General features: G+C 38.0%; 15 protein-coding genes. 9 read left to right on the forward strand and 6 right to left on the reverse strand.

Annotated elements, in window-relative coordinates:
• Positions 1-244 precede the first annotated feature (244 nt).
• From VB264_RS21910 to VB264_RS21935, 6 genes are all read left to right on the forward strand, one after another.
• Complete coding sequence (locus tag VB264_RS21910) at positions 245-1,738, forward strand: CotH kinase family protein (protein ID WP_323253015.1); 1,494 nt, start codon at positions 245-247, stop codon at positions 1,736-1,738.
• A gap of 220 nt (positions 1,739-1,958) precedes the next feature.
• Positions 1,959-3,386: a CotH kinase family protein gene (locus tag VB264_RS21915; protein ID WP_323253017.1), complete on the forward strand. Its 1,428-nt coding sequence runs from the start codon at positions 1,959-1,961 to the stop codon at positions 3,384-3,386.
• A gap of 274 nt (positions 3,387-3,660) precedes the next feature.
• The gene (locus tag VB264_RS21920) at positions 3,661-4,143 is read left to right on the forward strand and encodes a hypothetical protein (RefSeq protein ID WP_323253019.1); all 483 of its coding nucleotides are present in this window, start codon (positions 3,661-3,663) and stop codon (positions 4,141-4,143) included.
• Positions 4,133-4,933, forward strand: a complete 801-nt coding sequence (locus VB264_RS21925) for a polyphosphate polymerase domain-containing protein (protein WP_323253021.1) — start codon at positions 4,133-4,135, stop codon at positions 4,931-4,933. Before VB264_RS21920 ends, VB264_RS21925 begins: the two co-directional genes overlap by 11 nt.
• A complete protein-coding gene (locus VB264_RS21930; protein ID WP_323253023.1) occupies positions 4,908-5,543 on the forward strand; it encodes a DUF4956 domain-containing protein in 636 nt (211 codons plus the stop codon). Before VB264_RS21925 ends, VB264_RS21930 begins: the two co-directional genes overlap by 26 nt.
• A 7-nt stretch (positions 5,544-5,550) precedes the next feature.
• On the forward strand, positions 5,551-6,252 hold the full coding sequence (locus tag VB264_RS21935) for a DUF2490 domain-containing protein (RefSeq protein WP_323253025.1): 702 nt from the start codon (positions 5,551-5,553) through the stop codon (positions 6,250-6,252).
• A gap of 142 nt (positions 6,253-6,394) precedes the next feature.
• On the opposite strand, the gene VB264_RS21940 is transcribed toward VB264_RS21935, so the two are convergent.
• Both VB264_RS21940 and VB264_RS21945 read right to left on the reverse strand, forming a co-directional pair.
• Positions 6,395-6,955: a carboxypeptidase-like regulatory domain-containing protein gene (locus VB264_RS21940; protein ID WP_323253027.1), complete on the reverse strand. Its 561-nt coding sequence runs from the start codon at positions 6,953-6,955 to the stop codon at positions 6,395-6,397.
• A 183-nt stretch (positions 6,956-7,138) separates the two neighbouring features.
• Complete coding sequence (locus VB264_RS21945) at positions 7,139-7,864, reverse strand: 3-keto-disaccharide hydrolase (protein WP_323253029.1); 726 nt, start codon at positions 7,862-7,864, stop codon at positions 7,139-7,141.
• A gap of 445 nt (positions 7,865-8,309) precedes the next feature.
• On the opposite strand from VB264_RS21945, the gene VB264_RS21950 reads away from it, so the two are divergent.
• Complete coding sequence (locus VB264_RS21950; RefSeq protein WP_323253031.1) at positions 8,310-9,386, forward strand: Fic family protein; 1,077 nt, start codon at positions 8,310-8,312, stop codon at positions 9,384-9,386.
• A gap of 264 nt (positions 9,387-9,650) precedes the next feature.
• On the forward strand, positions 9,651-10,103 hold the full coding sequence (locus tag VB264_RS21955; protein ID WP_323253033.1) for a methylglyoxal synthase: 453 nt from the start codon (positions 9,651-9,653) through the stop codon (positions 10,101-10,103).
• Positions 10,104-10,285: 182 nt separating this feature from the next.
• Here the strand turns inward: VB264_RS21955 and VB264_RS21960 are convergent, their stop codons facing one another.
• The 4 genes from VB264_RS21960 to dinB form a co-directional block, all read right to left on the reverse strand.
• The gene (locus tag VB264_RS21960) at positions 10,286-11,236 is read right to left on the reverse strand and encodes an NAD(P)-dependent oxidoreductase (protein WP_323253035.1); all 951 of its coding nucleotides are present in this window, start codon (positions 11,234-11,236) and stop codon (positions 10,286-10,288) included.
• Between the two features lie 135 nt (positions 11,237-11,371).
• Positions 11,372-12,250, reverse strand: a complete 879-nt coding sequence (locus tag VB264_RS21965; protein ID WP_323253038.1) for a sugar phosphate isomerase/epimerase family protein — start codon at positions 12,248-12,250, stop codon at positions 11,372-11,374.
• Between the two features lie 407 nt (positions 12,251-12,657).
• Positions 12,658-13,689, reverse strand: coding sequence for a 4-hydroxythreonine-4-phosphate dehydrogenase PdxA (pdxA, locus tag VB264_RS21970; protein WP_323253041.1), 1,032 nt, complete (start codon positions 13,687-13,689; stop codon positions 12,658-12,660).
• Positions 13,690-14,139: 450 nt separating this feature from the next.
• On the reverse strand, positions 14,140-15,219 hold the full coding sequence (gene dinB / locus VB264_RS21975) for a DNA polymerase IV (RefSeq protein ID WP_323253043.1): 1,080 nt from the start codon (positions 15,217-15,219) through the stop codon (positions 14,140-14,142).
• Positions 15,220-15,603: 384 nt separating this feature from the next.
• Here dinB and arfB point away from each other — a divergent pair, with 384 nt between their 5' ends.
• Positions 15,604-16,026 (forward strand): alternative ribosome rescue aminoacyl-tRNA hydrolase ArfB, encoded by a 423-nt coding sequence (gene arfB, locus VB264_RS21980; RefSeq protein ID WP_309923927.1) that lies wholly within the window; start codon positions 15,604-15,606, stop codon positions 16,024-16,026.
• Positions 16,027-16,272: the final 246 nt, after the last annotated feature.

Genomic DNA, 16,272 nt, shown 5'->3' on the forward strand with positions numbered 1-16,272 from the left:
AACAGACCCTTGGGATGTGTTACACTGTGGAGAGGATTCCAAAAATTTCAAACTATTAAAGAAATATATAACATCAATACTTATGGGTAATCAGTAGGACTTAAGTCACCCGCTAATAGAAAGGAGAGCAGGATACGTAGTCGAATTGTACCTACTGTAAATGTTGCTAAAGCTTCTAGCGTAATTTCTCTACTACAAATGAAACATCAAGAGGTTGCTTTCCCAATCATAAAATACTATAACCATGTTTATCCGTAAATTCATTCTTATTATCCTCTGTTCGGCTCTGGCTAGTTCAATACTTGCACAGTCCAGCCACGAAAACCCACAATATGACATCGTCTTCCCTCAACGAAAGGTAAACAAATTGGTCATTACCTTAAAGAAAGAAGACTGGCAACATATCCAGTCGGAGATGAAAAACATTTTAAATACTGAATTTGGCACGATGAAAAACGGACGAGGAATGCCCAATATGCCTCCGCCTAACTTTGATAGAAATACTCCAAACAGACAGGATAGGCAATGGGGTTCTCCGATGAAGATGGTACAAAAAGACCCACCATACGTTTCGGCGAAACTTTCTTTTAAAGATAGTACTTGGCAACAGGTGGGTTTCAGACTAAAAGGGAATTCTAGTTTGATGATGTCGTGGGGACAAGGGATTTATAAATTACCCTTTAGACTAAACTTTGGGAAATACATCAAAAAAGGAAGTGATTTTTATGGGTTTGAAGAACTCTCCATGTCACCTGCTATGGGTGATAATTCGTTGATGAGAGAAAAAGTAATGAATGAAATTTTTCAAAAAGCAGGCATCAATGCTCCGCAAACTGCTTATTATCAGGTATATATTAATTTCGGAGAAGGTGAAAAATATTGCGGTATTTATACGATGGTGGAAGTAGTAGACGACACCATGATTAAAACACAGTTTGGCGAGAAGTCGGGCAATATTTATAAGCCCGAATCTACCTTCGCAAGATTTGATAGTACTGCTTTTGAAAGAAAAAATAAAAAAAGTTCTCCTGCCGACTGGAGCGACATCAAGCAGTTGATTAAGGTATTAAATGCGTCATCACGCACCAGTAATGCTGCACAATGGCGAAGCGATTTAGAGGGCGTATTCAATGTAAACCAGTTTTTGAAATGGTTAGCCGTCAATGCTGTGGCGGTCAATTGGGATACTTACGGAGCGATGGCGCATAATTTTTACCTGTACAATTCTCCGCTAGGGCACCTTACGTGGATTCCTTGGGATAATAACGAGGCACTAAAAACTGGCAGAGGTGGCGGTGGTGGTTTTGCGGGGCCACCAGATATGAATGGGATGCCTGCCTTTAACCCAACGATGCAACAAGGCGATGCCCCTGCTATGCCGACGGGTGGGAGAGAGATGCCTTCACAGATGATGCCTCCGATGATGGGGAAAAGTGGGTCGTTATCCCAAAAAGAGGTAACAGACCGCTGGCCATTAATCCGTTTTTTGATGGATGATGAGGTATATGCCAAACGATACAAAAACTATGTAAAGGCCTTTAGTGTCTATATTTTCACACCTGCCAAAATGCACGCTTTGTTGGATGAACATTACCAATTATTAAAACCTTTGGTGGCGTTAGAACAAAAGCCTTATTCGCAATTGACTGATGTAAATGCTTTTGAAAAGGAATTTGAAGGACTTAAGAAACACATCGAGGCAAGACAAGAGGCCGTTCAGACTTTTTTGATGGAATAAATAATCTATCTACACAAACACGGCATTCATCTACACGTATGCAACGGTTGGAATAAGGGGCTGGTCTTCGATGTATAAACCTCACGCCCTGCCCGACTACGCGTCCCGCTCTTTTCTGAGAGGGGAGAAACGAGTACTCGAAGATTCCCCTCTCTGGAGGAGAGCGGGACACGTAGTCGGGCTAGGGGTGAGGTTTTTTACCCCGTACAAATAAACCAATATGAAAATCAACAACTTAGTAGGCTTTCTCTTACTGGGAACAATGGCCTTGTCTTCGTGCAAGGTAAACGATGAGATAAGTGCCTCTACACCCGACTGGACGGAAGCGTCTCATGGCAACAGCGTTAGCCCAGATTATGATGTGGCTTTTCCACAGGATAAAGTAAATACGCTTGAAATTACGATGACGTCGGCAGATTGGCAGACCATCAAAAGTGATATGAAAACCAAATCTGGGTCAGATTTTGGTGCAAGTTCATCTGGCATTGGGATGCCTGGCGGGGCAAATCCCGGTGGTGGAGGTGGTGGGAACGCTGGTGGTGGTGGCTTAGACCTCATCACTGGCGACCCTATCTATGTAGCCACCTCAGTAAAATTCAACGGTAAAGAATGGTACCACACAGGTTTCAGGCTCAAAGGAAACTCTAGTTTATCGGGAGCATGGCGAAGTGGCAACTATAAATTGCCTTTTAAATTGAATTTTGATGAGTTTGAAGATACCTATCCCGAAATCAAAAATCAGCGTTTTTATGGCTTTAAAGAATTCTCGATGTCGCCGGGATATAATGATAACTCGCTGATGAGGGATAAAGTAGCAAGTGATTTATTCAGAGCAGCAGGCATTCCAAGTGCTCAAACTGCCTTTTATAAAGTGTACATCAATTTCGGTGATGGGCTAAAATATTGTGGTGTATACACAATGGTAGAAGTAATAGACGACACGATGATAAAAAATCAGTTTGGTGAAGACGATGGTAATATTTACAAGCCAGAGTCGGCATTAAAGACTTTTGTACAAGACGATTTTGAGAAGAAAAATAACAAAACAGCCGCTGATTACTCGGATGTGCAAAGCTTCATAACTGCCCTAAATGCTAGTACACGCACGAGCAATGCGAGTCAATGGCGAAGTGATTTGGAAAAGGTTTTTAATGTAGACCATTATTTGAAAGTGCTAGCGGTCAACAACGTCATTGTGAATTGGGATGCTTACGGAGCGATGGCTCATAATTATTACCTCTATACCCATTCCACTAAAAAAATAACATGGATTCCGTGGGATTTTAACCTTTCGATGACCACTAGCAGTACAAGCGGACAGGGCAATAATCAGCAAGGGGTTTCATTGGCGATGACGGAAGTAACCAATGCTTGGCCATTGATTAGGTATGTCGCGGATGATGCCACCTATTATGCCAAGTACAAGGCATACGTAAAAGAGTTTAACGATAATATTTTTACGACTGCTAATGTAAATGCGATGTTGGATAAAAACTATACCCTAATTGCCCCTTATGTGACAGGCACTGAACCCGAACAAAAAGGCTATACTTACCTGAGCAGTGCCAGCGATTTTGCTACAGCAATTACAGCCTTGAAAACGCACGTTGTAACGAGGAATACAGCGGTGAAGGCTTTTGTAAAGTGAGTTTTTAAGGTTTTTTAAAATGAGCGTCAGCATTTTCTGAAATTCCGCTGTTTGAGCGAAGCGAGTTTCGGAATTTCTTGACTTTCTTTTGTTACTTTTCTTGTGTCAAGACAAGAAAAGTAAGGTCTTACAAAAGGGAGAAATTGTTATAAATCAAATTATTAAATAATGAAATATTTTTTGAATCTTCTAAATATGAACCCTTTTTTTAAAACGGTATAAATTCATTGCTAGATACCCAAAATAAAGAATTAACCAATACAAACATATCAATATGAAAACCACAATAACGATTTTATGCCTGATTTTAAGTGCCCAACTATTCGGACAAAGCAAGAAAGACCTTAAAAAATACCGTGTAAAAAACATCACTGAAATAATTGTTGACGTCAGCGGAGGGAAAGAAACCAAACGGACTGATGTACAGAAGAAATTGGATGATAACGGTAATGTAATCGAAGAAATCAATTTTGATAAAAAAGGCAATATCCAAACCAAAACCCTTAACAAATACAACTCAGAAAAAGATAAAGTAGAGGAAATTGTGCAAGATGCCAATGGCAAACAGATAAGTCGCGAGGTATATAAATACGACATCAACGGCGAGAAAAAAGAGGAATGGAAATATAATGAACTGAATACCTTAGAAGCCAAGCAAATCTACACGATAGACAGCAAAGGATTTAGAACAGAACGAAAAACCATAGACGCACAAGGCAAAACCATTCAAATAAAGAAATACATCTATGGGAATTAATAGTTTATTAGATACTATCACAAAGGAAATAGCAGGGTTTGAGTCTATCACACTGGCGGAAATGGACAAGGTAAAGCTGATGGATAGGGTAGATGTAAAATACGTCATTCCACTTTGGTTACTACCAGAGCTATTAAAAGAAGCCCGTGAACATTACAAAGTAGTGGTGGTCAACCATGAGCGTATTTGTGCGTATGAAACCCAATATTTTGATGAAGATAACCAGATGGCACTATATCATCAGCACCAAACGGGTAGTTTGAATCGCTATAAAGTTCGTACACGCAATTATGTGGGGTCTGATTTACAGTTTTTTGAGATAAAATTTAAAAACAATAAAGGCAGGACCCTGAAAAAAAGGATAAGAACAACTGAGTATGATAAACCGATGATTGATGAAGATAATGAGCGTGATTTCCTTGAAAAACATTCTCCTTTCCACCCCAACGATTTAAAGGGCGTGCTTTGGGTGTTTTATAGGCGAATCACGCTTGTTAGCAAACATCATCTGGAAAGGCTGACGATAGATTTAGAGCTCTGTTTCAAGAACGACGACAAAGAAAAGGCGTACCCTACGATTGTGATTGCGGAGGTAAAACAACAGAAAAAGGGCGCTTCGCACTTTATCGAACTCATGAAAAAATACCACATCCGCGAAGGCTCTATCAGTAAATATTGCTTTGGCATTATCAGCTTGATAGAGGGCGTAAAATACAATCGTTTCAAACCACATTTACTAAAAATCACTAAATTAATCAGACAACATGATGCTCTTGCAGGACATAGCTAGTACCGATACTTTACAGAATATTCAAGGGGCTGGGTTTGAATTATTGGACAAACTATCACCCAAGTTTTTTTTACGACTAACCATTGATTTAATTGCTACTACCATCTTGGTAAGGCTTATTTATTACAGAACCTACCACAAAACAGAGCAGTTTTTCACTTTTTTTACCTTCAACCTTACCATTTTTCTCATTACCAATTTATTGAATAATGTAGAGATGTCTATGGGGGCTGCCTTTGGGTTATTTGCTGTTTTTTCAATGCTTCGCTATCGTACAGAAAGTATCTCTACCCGTGATATGACCTACCTCTTTTTGGTAATCGCCATTGGTTTACTATCGGCAGTAAGCAAAGGAGGGTGGGATGAGCTTTCGGTATTGAATGGCATTTTGTTAATCACAACCAGTGTATTGGAAAGTAAATGGTTTGTCAAAAAAGAACACTCAAAATCAATCATTTATGAACGAATAGAGTTGATTCACGTCAATAGACGTCAGGAGTTGTTAGAAGATTTACAAAACAGAACTGGGCTAAATGTGCAACGAGTTGAGATAGAATCAATTGATTTTTTGAGAGATGCCACTCGTATGATTATTTACTATTTTGACTAAACTAACCATGAAAAATACACGGCTATATATACTTTGTCTTTGCTTGATGAGTACTTTGATGCATGGACAAAGCACCAAAGATTATAATGATTTTCAGACTTGGTACGGAGCGTCGATTAAACTTGATTTACCCAAAAGATGGTCGGTATCAGGGCAATATCGTATGCGTTTGGCGGATGATGCGAGTAATTATAAGGGGTCGTATGTGTACGGACAACTAGATAAACGCCTGAGCAATACCTTTGAAATAACGAGTAGTTATCGCTTAGCGATGGTCGACAAAGGCACGTATCATCGCTATGCTTTGGGGATTGAGGCGCAAAAAGAAATAGGTAGGTTTAGGGCTTCTATCAGACCGATGATACAGTATCAAAAACAATATTTTGTGGGCGACGACGAGCAGTCGGATACGGATGCTTTTCTACGGACACGCTTTACGGGCAAGTACAAACTTACTAGGAGATTGGATGTGTATGCTTATACAGAACCTTTTGTAGAGCTTGATAATAGCTTGGCTTTTGATAGATTTCGTAATTCGGCAGGGTTGAAATATGAGGTAAATAAGAGTTTTAAAGTGAACTTATACTATTTGTGGGTACCTGATTATTCACATAAACAATTAAGAACGAACAATATTGCGGGACTTGATTTAGAGTTTACGCTAAAGCCTTGGAAAAAGAAAAAGCGGATTATTAGTGTGGATGAATAAATGTCTGGAATCGTAATTTGGTAATCGTTGGGAATGCGGACATATTGCACTCGACCATTATCGTCGGGAATGCGGACATATGCAATATGTCCCTACTTTTTAACGTGTAAAATAATGGTAGGGCTTAATTGGATTAAGCCTATCACCTCCACACTACACGAAAATACCAAGTATATTTCGCCCTATTGTAAATGATGTTAATGGTATTATCCATATTTTCAATAGTATAACCAGACGTAGCAACTACATTTGTTTTCAGACTGGAGGTAGCATCGGAGGAGCTTAGTATTTTTTGAGCCATACGGTCAACCTCTTCTTTAATGAGTGTTTTATTGGCTATTATCGTCACCTCCTTTAGTTCCCGTGCTTCGGGAATAAGTAGCAACATATCAAAATCAGTTTGACCAGTTTCGTTAGGGCTAATAGTAATATGCCTAGCAACATGACCAACACAATTCACCATGAGCGAATCATTACCTTCATGAAGGTTGTGTAGGATAAATCTTCCCTCAGTATCACTCGTTTGCAGGCTGCCTGCCTTATCTTGTAGGTTCTTGAGCGTAACTCTTACAAAAGCTACGTGCTTGCCAGTTGTTGAATCCATGACAAAGCCTTTGGTAGCATAAGGCGTTTTGGGGGAAGACTGTGAGAAAACAGGATAAAAAGTAAAGAGACAAAAAATAAAAGTAAGGAGCTTTTTCATGACATGACTGAGGTTTGTGAAAATCATGTCCAATATTAAAGCGATGACTGACCCCAAAGTGGGAAATGTGTTGAATCCCTTAGAAAATGGGGTGAATTGCACCGTTTCGTAAAGCCTTGCCTGAGGAAATATTACCGACAAGGCTTTACTGTTAGTATTTAACCCCACAGCAGGTGCAAAACGCTAAAGGTTTTTAATTTTGATATTTCTAAATGATATTCCTTTCGACCAATCCTGTAAAGCGATACTCCCTTTGGTAGATTTACTAAATTGAGGGAAATACTTAAATCCACTTTTGGCCACTAGTGCTTTCCATTCTTTAGCATTAAGGTTTTGTTCAGCAGTTAGTATGCCATTTAGATAAAACTGAACCTGACCATTTACTTGTTTAATAATAGACTGGTTCCATTCGCTAGCAGGTTTGGTTGGTGCTACATTCTTTTGGGGATAAAAACCATACAAACAGCCAGAACGTTTTTTGGGGCTTATTGCAAAGTCTGGATGAGATTCCTCTAACAATTGATATTCTGGCCCCGAAGCCCAAGCCGTTGGAATAGTTTCTTTTTCAATGACATTGAAAAAAACACCACTGTTACCCCCTTCGCTTATTTTCCATTCAAATTTTAGCTCAAAATTCTGGAAAACCTTATCTGAAACCAAATCGCCATGTTCGACCTTAAAGGTATCTGGTTTACAGTATAACTCGTCGTTCTGGATAATCCATGCCGATGGAATTTTCCCTTTATTGTAAATATGCCACCCATTGGTGGTTTTACCATCAAATAGTAAAATCCAACCATCTTTTTTCTCTTGTTCTGTCAAGATATTATTTTCTTGGATGGTAAATGAAGACAGCACAACTGCTGTTAAACTTAACATAACTGCCAACTTGATTAATACATTTTTCATAAGTTTTTTGATTGTTCTTGGAATTGGGGATAAAAGTTAACTCATATTCATTATCAGCACTTCACGCGTAAACAGCCTTACTGCGGCTATAAATATTTCATGCAAAAAAGCTAAGTACTCAGCAAAACATATTGTAATTATAGGCAAATTTACACGATATTGAACGCTGTACTATATGGTTGAAATTTGTATAATAATGTATTTAAAGATGCAGTCGCTTGGCTTGTTGTTCACGCACGTTCCGTTGGAGATAATTCCAACGAAGGCGGAATTATTCATTAATGTTATTCTTTCGAAAATGATTAAATACTATTAACCACTTCAATTTTCTATCTTTGATAATCAAAATCTATAAACTAATTGGTATTTGATAGTAGTTTCATGAAGATTTGTTTATAACAATATCTCTAACTAAATATTTAGAGTTTTACTATAAAAGAAAAATATGTGGAATATCGCAGAGTTTCCTCCTAAAATAGACATAGAAACTAAAGACGTTTTAAAGATGGTAAATAAAGCACGCACAGCTTTAGCAGAACTAAAGGGTGTAGCAGAATCAATACCAAATCAATATTTATTACTCAACACCTTGGTTTTACAGGAAGCGAAAGACAGTTCTGCTATTGAAAATATTATAACCACTCATGATGAATTATTCAAGGCAGAGCTCAATATTGAAGGAGTTCAGTTTCTTGCTGCCAAAGAAGTACAAAATTATGCAATTGCCCTTAAAAGAGGTTATGAATTAGTTAAGGAAAGTACATTGTTAACGAATAGGACTATTCTTGAAATTCAGGAAAATTTAGAAAGGAATAAAGCAGGTTTTAGAAAAGTGTCAGGAACAAGTCTTAAAAACAACTTTGGTCAGGTTGTGTATGAGCCCCCACAAAAAAATGATGAAATTGTGTCGTTGATGAATTCCCTTGAAAGATTCATTAATGATGATGAAATATCCGATTTAGATGATTTGATTAAAATGGCACTTATTCATTTTCAATTTGAGAGCATCCATCCATTTTACGATGGGAACGGTCGTACTGGTAGAATTATGAATGTATTATATTTACAGAAACAACGATTAATTAATTTGCCCATTCTGTATTTAAGCCGTTATATTAACCAAAATAAATCCGACTATTACAGGCTTATTCAAAATGTCCGTGACCATGAAAATTGGATTGATTGGGTAAAATTTATGCTCATTGCTATTGAGAAAACGTCTATACAAAGTATAAGTATTGTAAAAGACTTACGTCAATTAATGCAGGTTTATAAGGAAAAGATTAGAACTGAATTACCTAAAATTTACAGCCAAGATTTATTGAATAATCTCTTTAAACATCCATATACCAAAATAGAATTTATTCAAGAAGATTTACAAGTAGGAAGAATCACTGCAACAAAGTATTTAGACCAATTAGTCCAGATTGGGTTACTTACTAAATACAAGATTGGAAAAAATAATTATTATGTAAACCATACTCTTATTACACTTTTCTCTCAAGATTATACAATTCAATAAAATTGTAGTTTTATATACATGATTATACAGATATGTATACGAAAAGGCCATTTTATATACATGAGTATACAGATATGTATACAAAAAGATGGTTTTGTATGCATAAGTGTGGTAATAGGAAGACTAAAAAATGGCTTAGAGATTAATCCCTTCACCAGAGATACCCATTGTAGTCTTATACATTCCTATTGTAAATAAACTAAAAACATTACTTTTGTTACTGGAATTCCTAAACACTTAACTAAGTAAAACAATCTAACGATAATGTCGAATATTAGAACATTAAAGCCTCGCAAAAGAATAGCCCTGATTGCACACGATAATAAAAAAGCTGAATTGATTGAATGGGTGTATTATAACAGAGGCGTATTATCAAGACACGAATTATATGCTACAGGCACTACGGGCAGACTGGTGGAAGAGTCTATCGACCGACCTGTCGCTAAACTATTGAGTGGGCCTCTGGGTGGCGACCAACAAATTGGGGCTTTGGTGGCCGAAGGCGTCATAGATTTGATTATTTTCTTCTGGGATCCTATGTCGTCGCAACCGCACGACCCTGATATTAAAGCATTACTTCGCCTCGGAGTAGTTTGGAATATCCCGATGGCTTGCAACCGTGCTACGGCTGATTTTATGATGACTTCCCCATTGATGAATGGTGAGTACGAATCAAGACTGACAGATTATTCTGTTTATTTGGGGAGAAAAGTATAGTTGTTTGATTTGAAAATTTGGTGATTTGAAGATTTGAAAATGGAAAACAATCTCACTCGCAATTAATCTTTTCTATTAGCCGGTGACTTAAGTCACCGGCTAATAGAAAGAAATAAAATTAAACAGATTAGACAACTTTTCAAAAGTTGTCTAATCTTAATCATTTTCAAATCTTCAAATTCTCAAATCTTCAAATCAATACAATACATCGCCTTTATCTTCTCAATCAACACATCATTGATTTTTTGATAGCTTTCTACCGTCCAGCCAGCGATATGTGGGGTTAATATTACATTTTTCAACTGAAACAATTGGTCATACTGACTTTCCTGTTCGGCAGAAAGTTGTTTCATCTTTTCATTTTCTAGTACATCTAAACAAGCCCCTCTTAGTTTCCCATTTTGTAAATGTTTCAATACCGAAGCCACCGAGGCTACTTCTCCTCGCGAGGTATTAATCAGGAAAATATTCTTCTTGAATTTTGCCAAATAGTCGTCATTTATCAACATTTTGGTAGAAGGATTCAATGGCACGTGCAGCGAAAGTACATCCGCTTTTTCAAAGATTTCGTCCATTTCGACTTCCTTTACCAAGTTTGACGAAAAGCCTGTTTTATAACGATCATACGCCAGTACCTCTACGCCAAAGCCTATCAATCGTTCAGAAAGCGTCTTACCCATGTTGCCATAGCCAATAATGCCCACCGTCATGCCTTTTAGCTCGATACCACGGTTGGCTTCACGGAGCCAAATTTTCTGCCGTACTTCCGCATCTGCCCAATTGATTTTATTGAATAAGCTCAACAGCATACCCAATGTATGCTCCGCTACGGCATCAGAATTCCCTTCGTTGGCGGCAAATAATTTAATGCCCAATTGCTCTACTGCTTCGATGTCTATCAAATCCAGTCCAGCCCCTGCTCTTCCGATAAACGCTAATTTTTGGTTATGGCTTAAAAATTCTTTGTCTATTTTGGTTTTACTTCTAATCAATAAACCTTCATAATCTTTGATGATATTCAACAATTCAGGTCGTTGAATATTGGGTTGGTAGTCGGGTAAAAAACCTAATTCTTCCAGCATCGTCAGGATGCTTGGGTGCATATCATCCGCTATTAAAACTTTCTTCTTCATAATTGTTGCTCGAACCGATCATTAATTCCGCTCTCTTCGGTAAGAGTGTTACTAAAAAAACCTGCCACAGAGGTGACAGGTTCATTTTTCTGTTTACAAATTTAACAGATTAATACTTTACAGAAAAATTAGCGCTTAAAACTTTAACTTTTTCAAGTTGTTCAAGCCGATTTCGATACCCTCCATTGGTGTACGTTTGTAGTTTTCTAATTCTACCACAAAGTATTTCGTTCCTGCAATTTTAGCTGCATTGAAGATTTCTTGGAAGTTAATATCGCCTTCGCCTACTTCTACGGTCACGTTTTTAACTGGATCGTGGTCTTTTACGTGGAAATGTGTAAATCTACCTGGGTGTTTTTTGAACCATTCTACTGGTTTTTCACCACCTACTACTACCCAGTATAAATCCATTTCGAATGTCACCAAGTTTTTGTCGGTATTATCCAAAAGCGTTGTATAAAGTTGTTCGCCGTTATACTTCTTGAATTCAAAATCATGGTTGTGGTATCCGAATTTCACACCTGACGCCTTGCAATATTCACCTGCTTTGTTGAAAGTTTCAGCCATTTGCTTCCCAATCAAACGGTCTGGGTCTGACATATACGGAGCAATCACGTATTTCTGTCCAACCTTGATAGCATCTTCTACCAATTTCTTGAAATCATCCGAAAGCTGTCCGTTTGCATAGTCTTTTGAAGTAACCATAGCGTGTGCAGACGGCATCTTCAAGCCATTGTCAGCCAATGTTTTAGCATAGTCATCAGGCGTTAACCCAAAGAATTTCCCGCCTGAATATCCAAAGCCTTCTACTTCTTTATACCCCATTTTAGCAATTTTAGCTAACGTACCTTTGGCATCTACTTTGATGGCATCACGCACAGAATACAACTGTACGCCAATATGACGAGCCTCTTTTTTAGCTGCCCATAAATCATTAGTTAGAAGCGTTGCTCCTGCAGTAGCTATCAAGCTATTTTTCAAAAAGTCACGACGTGATTGTTGTTCGATTGACATTGTTAATTAAGGTTGAATTTAGATTGAATAATATTGTTGAAACCTTGTATTTTGTTTCTTTACCCATAAAGAGAAAGCAAGGTTCTTTTGAGAATTAATGCTTAATCCCTAGCGAGGGACTTAAGTCCTATTGATTACCCACATCTTTTAAAAAGTTGAAATGGAAATGTTATTATTGATTAAATTAGCTTAAATGTACATAAATAATCTTTAAAACCAAGCGTTGAATCTCTTATCCCTAGCGAGGGACTTAAGTCCCTCGCTAGGGATAAAAACCTTGATTATCAGTTATTTATATACTTGGTGGTAATCAGTAGGACTTAAGTCCCTCACTAGGGATACGTAATTAATCCTAATAGCTTTTCTAAAGAGAACTGAAGCATTTAAACCTCTCCCTAAAGATAAGTTTAGTTTACCTGCTCGCTAACCGCCACTACCTCTTTTCTATTCCGTATTACATCAATAGCCGTAAAGATGGCTTCCAGCATTGATGTTTCTTTGGCTATATTTTTACCTGCTATATCATAGGCCGTACCGTGGTCGGGTGAAGTACGTACTACCGACAAGCCCGCTGTAAAGTTAACGCCATTTTCAAATGAAATATATTTGAAAGGTATCAACCCTTGGTCGTGATACATCGCCAAAACGGCATCATACTGTTTGAATTGAGCATTTCCAAAGAATCCATCCGCAGGAAAAGGACCAAAAGCCAAGCTTCCTTTTTTTCTAAATTGCTCCAGCACTGGGCTAATTACCTCTTTTTCTTCATTGCCCAATAGCCCGTCTTCACCCGCATGTGGGTTTAGTCCCAATACAGCGATTTTAGGTTTCTGAATGCCAAAATCTTCTATCAAAGACGTAAACATCAGGTTGAGTTTCTGCGTAATTTTTTCTTGTGTAATCGCTCCGCGCACTCTCCCTAAAGGAATATGCCCTGTTACAACGCCTACACGTAGGACATCCGACACCAAAAACATCAAAGAATCTTTAGCTTCAAACGCTTCGGTGAAATATTCAGTATGTCCGGGGAATTTAAATTCTGCTGATTGAATATTATTTTTATTGATAGGAGCCGTCACGATAGCATGAATATGCCCAGCCTTCAAATCTTCCGTAGCTTTTTGTAAGCAAGCCAAAGCAGCAGCACCAGCCTCTGGCGTTACTTTTCCAGGGGTCACTTCGGTTTGTTTGTCATCCCAACACGTAATTACGTTGGTAAATTTCGGATTGATTTGGTCGATACTCGGGATACTGTGTAGCGCCCAATCTTTTAAATCTAACGCTTTTCGGTAATAAGTAAATACTCTTTGTGAACCATAAATAACAGGCGTACACATCTTCAAGATACGGTTGCTAGTCAATGCTTTCAAAATTACCTCAGGACCTATCCCATTATAATCTCCTAAAGTTATTCCTATGATTGGTTTTTGTTGTTCCATTGTTTTTGTAAAGTAGATGGGCTTTTCTTAGAAAATAACATTTCCCCCATGCTGTAAATTAGAACTGCAAGTTATCTTAAAAGTAGTGGAAATAAAAACAGGGGCATAGAAATTAAAAATTGGCTTTAGGCAAGAGGCTGTAGGCGGTCGGTCATCGGATTTCGGTTTTCAGATTAGGGATATAGGTGTCGGTTATCAGATTTCGGTTTTCTGTTGTAGGGAAAAAAACTCACCTAGCTCCTCGAAGTCTCCGACTTCGTGGGTCGGATAAATGACAATCTCAGATTGTCAAGCGGAGAAATACAAAACAAACAGTAGTAGTACGAGTTTTCAACTCGTACATTATTTCACGAGTTGAAAACTCGTGAAACATCCTTGACCTTATTAAATGCAGACTAATGGGGAGGGGAAAAGCCGAAGTCCGTAAGCCGACGACCGAAAGCCCTAATCCTAAAACTCCAACGTCAACTGTTTCCCCACCATCTCGTCGGCAGATGCTAGGTTAGATAAAGAGATGCCTAACAGGCGTACACCCTTTGGAACTGGATATAATTGTTCTAATAATTCAAAGGCTATTTTTTCAAAAAAGGCACTGTCAAAAATAGGAGAGAGCGTCGTCCTACTTCGTGTAATAATCTGAAAATCATTGAATTTTACCTTTAAGTTTACCGTTCTGCCATAGACATGCGTACGGTCGCAGTATTTCCATACGTCGTCGATAATGGGTTTTAGTCCCGCTTCTAATTCAACGTTGGTTTCTAAATCTCTCCAAAAGGTATTTTCTGACCCCACCGATTTCCTGATTCTTTCAGGATTCACGGGGCGGTTGTCTATCGCACGGGCGATGTTATAATAATATTTCCCTGCCTTCCCAAAGTGTTTGGTCAGAAAAGCTTCGTCGTATTGGCGTAAATCCAGTCCCGTAAAAATATTCATTTTGTTCATTTTATCAGCCGTTACCTTGCCAATGCCATGAAAACAATATACTTCTAATTGCTCTACAAACTTTTCGCCATGCTTAGGTTTTATTATAAACAGCCCATCAGGCTTTTTATAGTCGGATGCCAATTTGGCTAAGAATTTATTATACGACACCCCTGCGGAGGCCGTCAGTTGTGTTTTCTCCTTGATTTTTGCCCTAATTTCTATGGCTATTTCTGTGGCAGATTCCATACCTTTTAGGTTTTCGGTAACATCTAAATAAGCTTCGTCTAGCGACAGGGGTTCTATCAGATGGGTATATTCCGCAAAAATCTCTCTGATTTGTTTGGAGACAGTCTTATAGCTTTCAAAACGGGGTTTGACAAAAATCAAATTCGGACATTTTCGTGCTGCCATCATCGACGACATCGCCGAACGTACACCAAACTTACGAGCTTCATAACTGGCTGCTGCCACCACGCCACGCTCACGCGAGCCTCCCACTGCAACGGGTTTTCCACGCAAGGCAGGGTTGTCTCTTTGCTCTACAGAAGCATAGAAGGCATCCATATCAATATGAATTATTTTTCGTATGTTTGTTTCGGGCATTGGATGAAAGACTTTAAGACACTAGACTATAAGACGCTAGACACAAGACTTTGAATATTTATTTTTGGACTTGAAGACACTAGACACAAGATTTTGAATATTTATTTTTGGACTTTAATACACTAGACACAAGACTTTGAATATTTATTTTTGGACTTTAAGACACTAGACACAAGACTTTGAATATTTATTTTTGGACTTTAAGACACTAGACACAAGATTTTGAATATTTATTTTTGGACTTGAAGGTGTTAGAGGTAAGATAGAAGACGCTAAACTTTGAACTTAACAAATCACTAACTCACTCATTCACAACTAAAAACTCACTAACTCGCAACTAAAAAAATCACTCAATCACAACTCACTCATTCACAATTAAACCACATGTCTCTCGACCAATTACTTAAACAAGATTTCAGTCCAGAATTCCAATTCCAAGCCTCTAGAAGTGGCGGAGCTGGTGGACAGAATGTTAATAAGGTATCTACCAAGATAGAACTCCGATTCAATATAATCAATTCCGTTTTATTAGACGAAATTCAGAAAAATACGCTTCAAGAAAAACTTAAAAACCAAATTAATGCTGAGGGTGAACTAATCATTGTTTCGCAAGAAGAACGTACTCAACTACGAAACAAACATTTGGCGATTAAAAAGTTTATGGATATACTGAAAAAGGCATTATTTGTTCCCAAAAAACGGAAAGCCAGCCAACCTACTTTGGCTTCAAAAATGGATAGACTCAAAACCAAAAAAATCGCCTCTATCAAAAAAGTGAATAGAAGAGGGATTTCTTTTGAGGAATAGTTTTTTGTTTGTGGACTTTAGGATTATTAGACTTTAGGACTTTAGGGTTTTTAGACTTTAGGATTATTAGACTTTAGGACTTTAAGATACTAGACGTAAGACTCAAGACACAAGATTTATTTGGTTGTAGGACTTTTGGAAATTAGACTTTAGGACTTTAGGACTTTAAGATACTAGACGTAAGACTCAAGACACAAGATTTATTTGGTTGTAGGACTTTTGGATTTTTAGACTTTAGGACTTTAA

It is taken from the genome of Arcicella aquatica (genome assembly GCF_034928825.1).
Classification (GTDB): Bacteria; Bacteroidota; Bacteroidia; order Cytophagales; family Spirosomataceae; genus Arcicella; species Arcicella aquatica.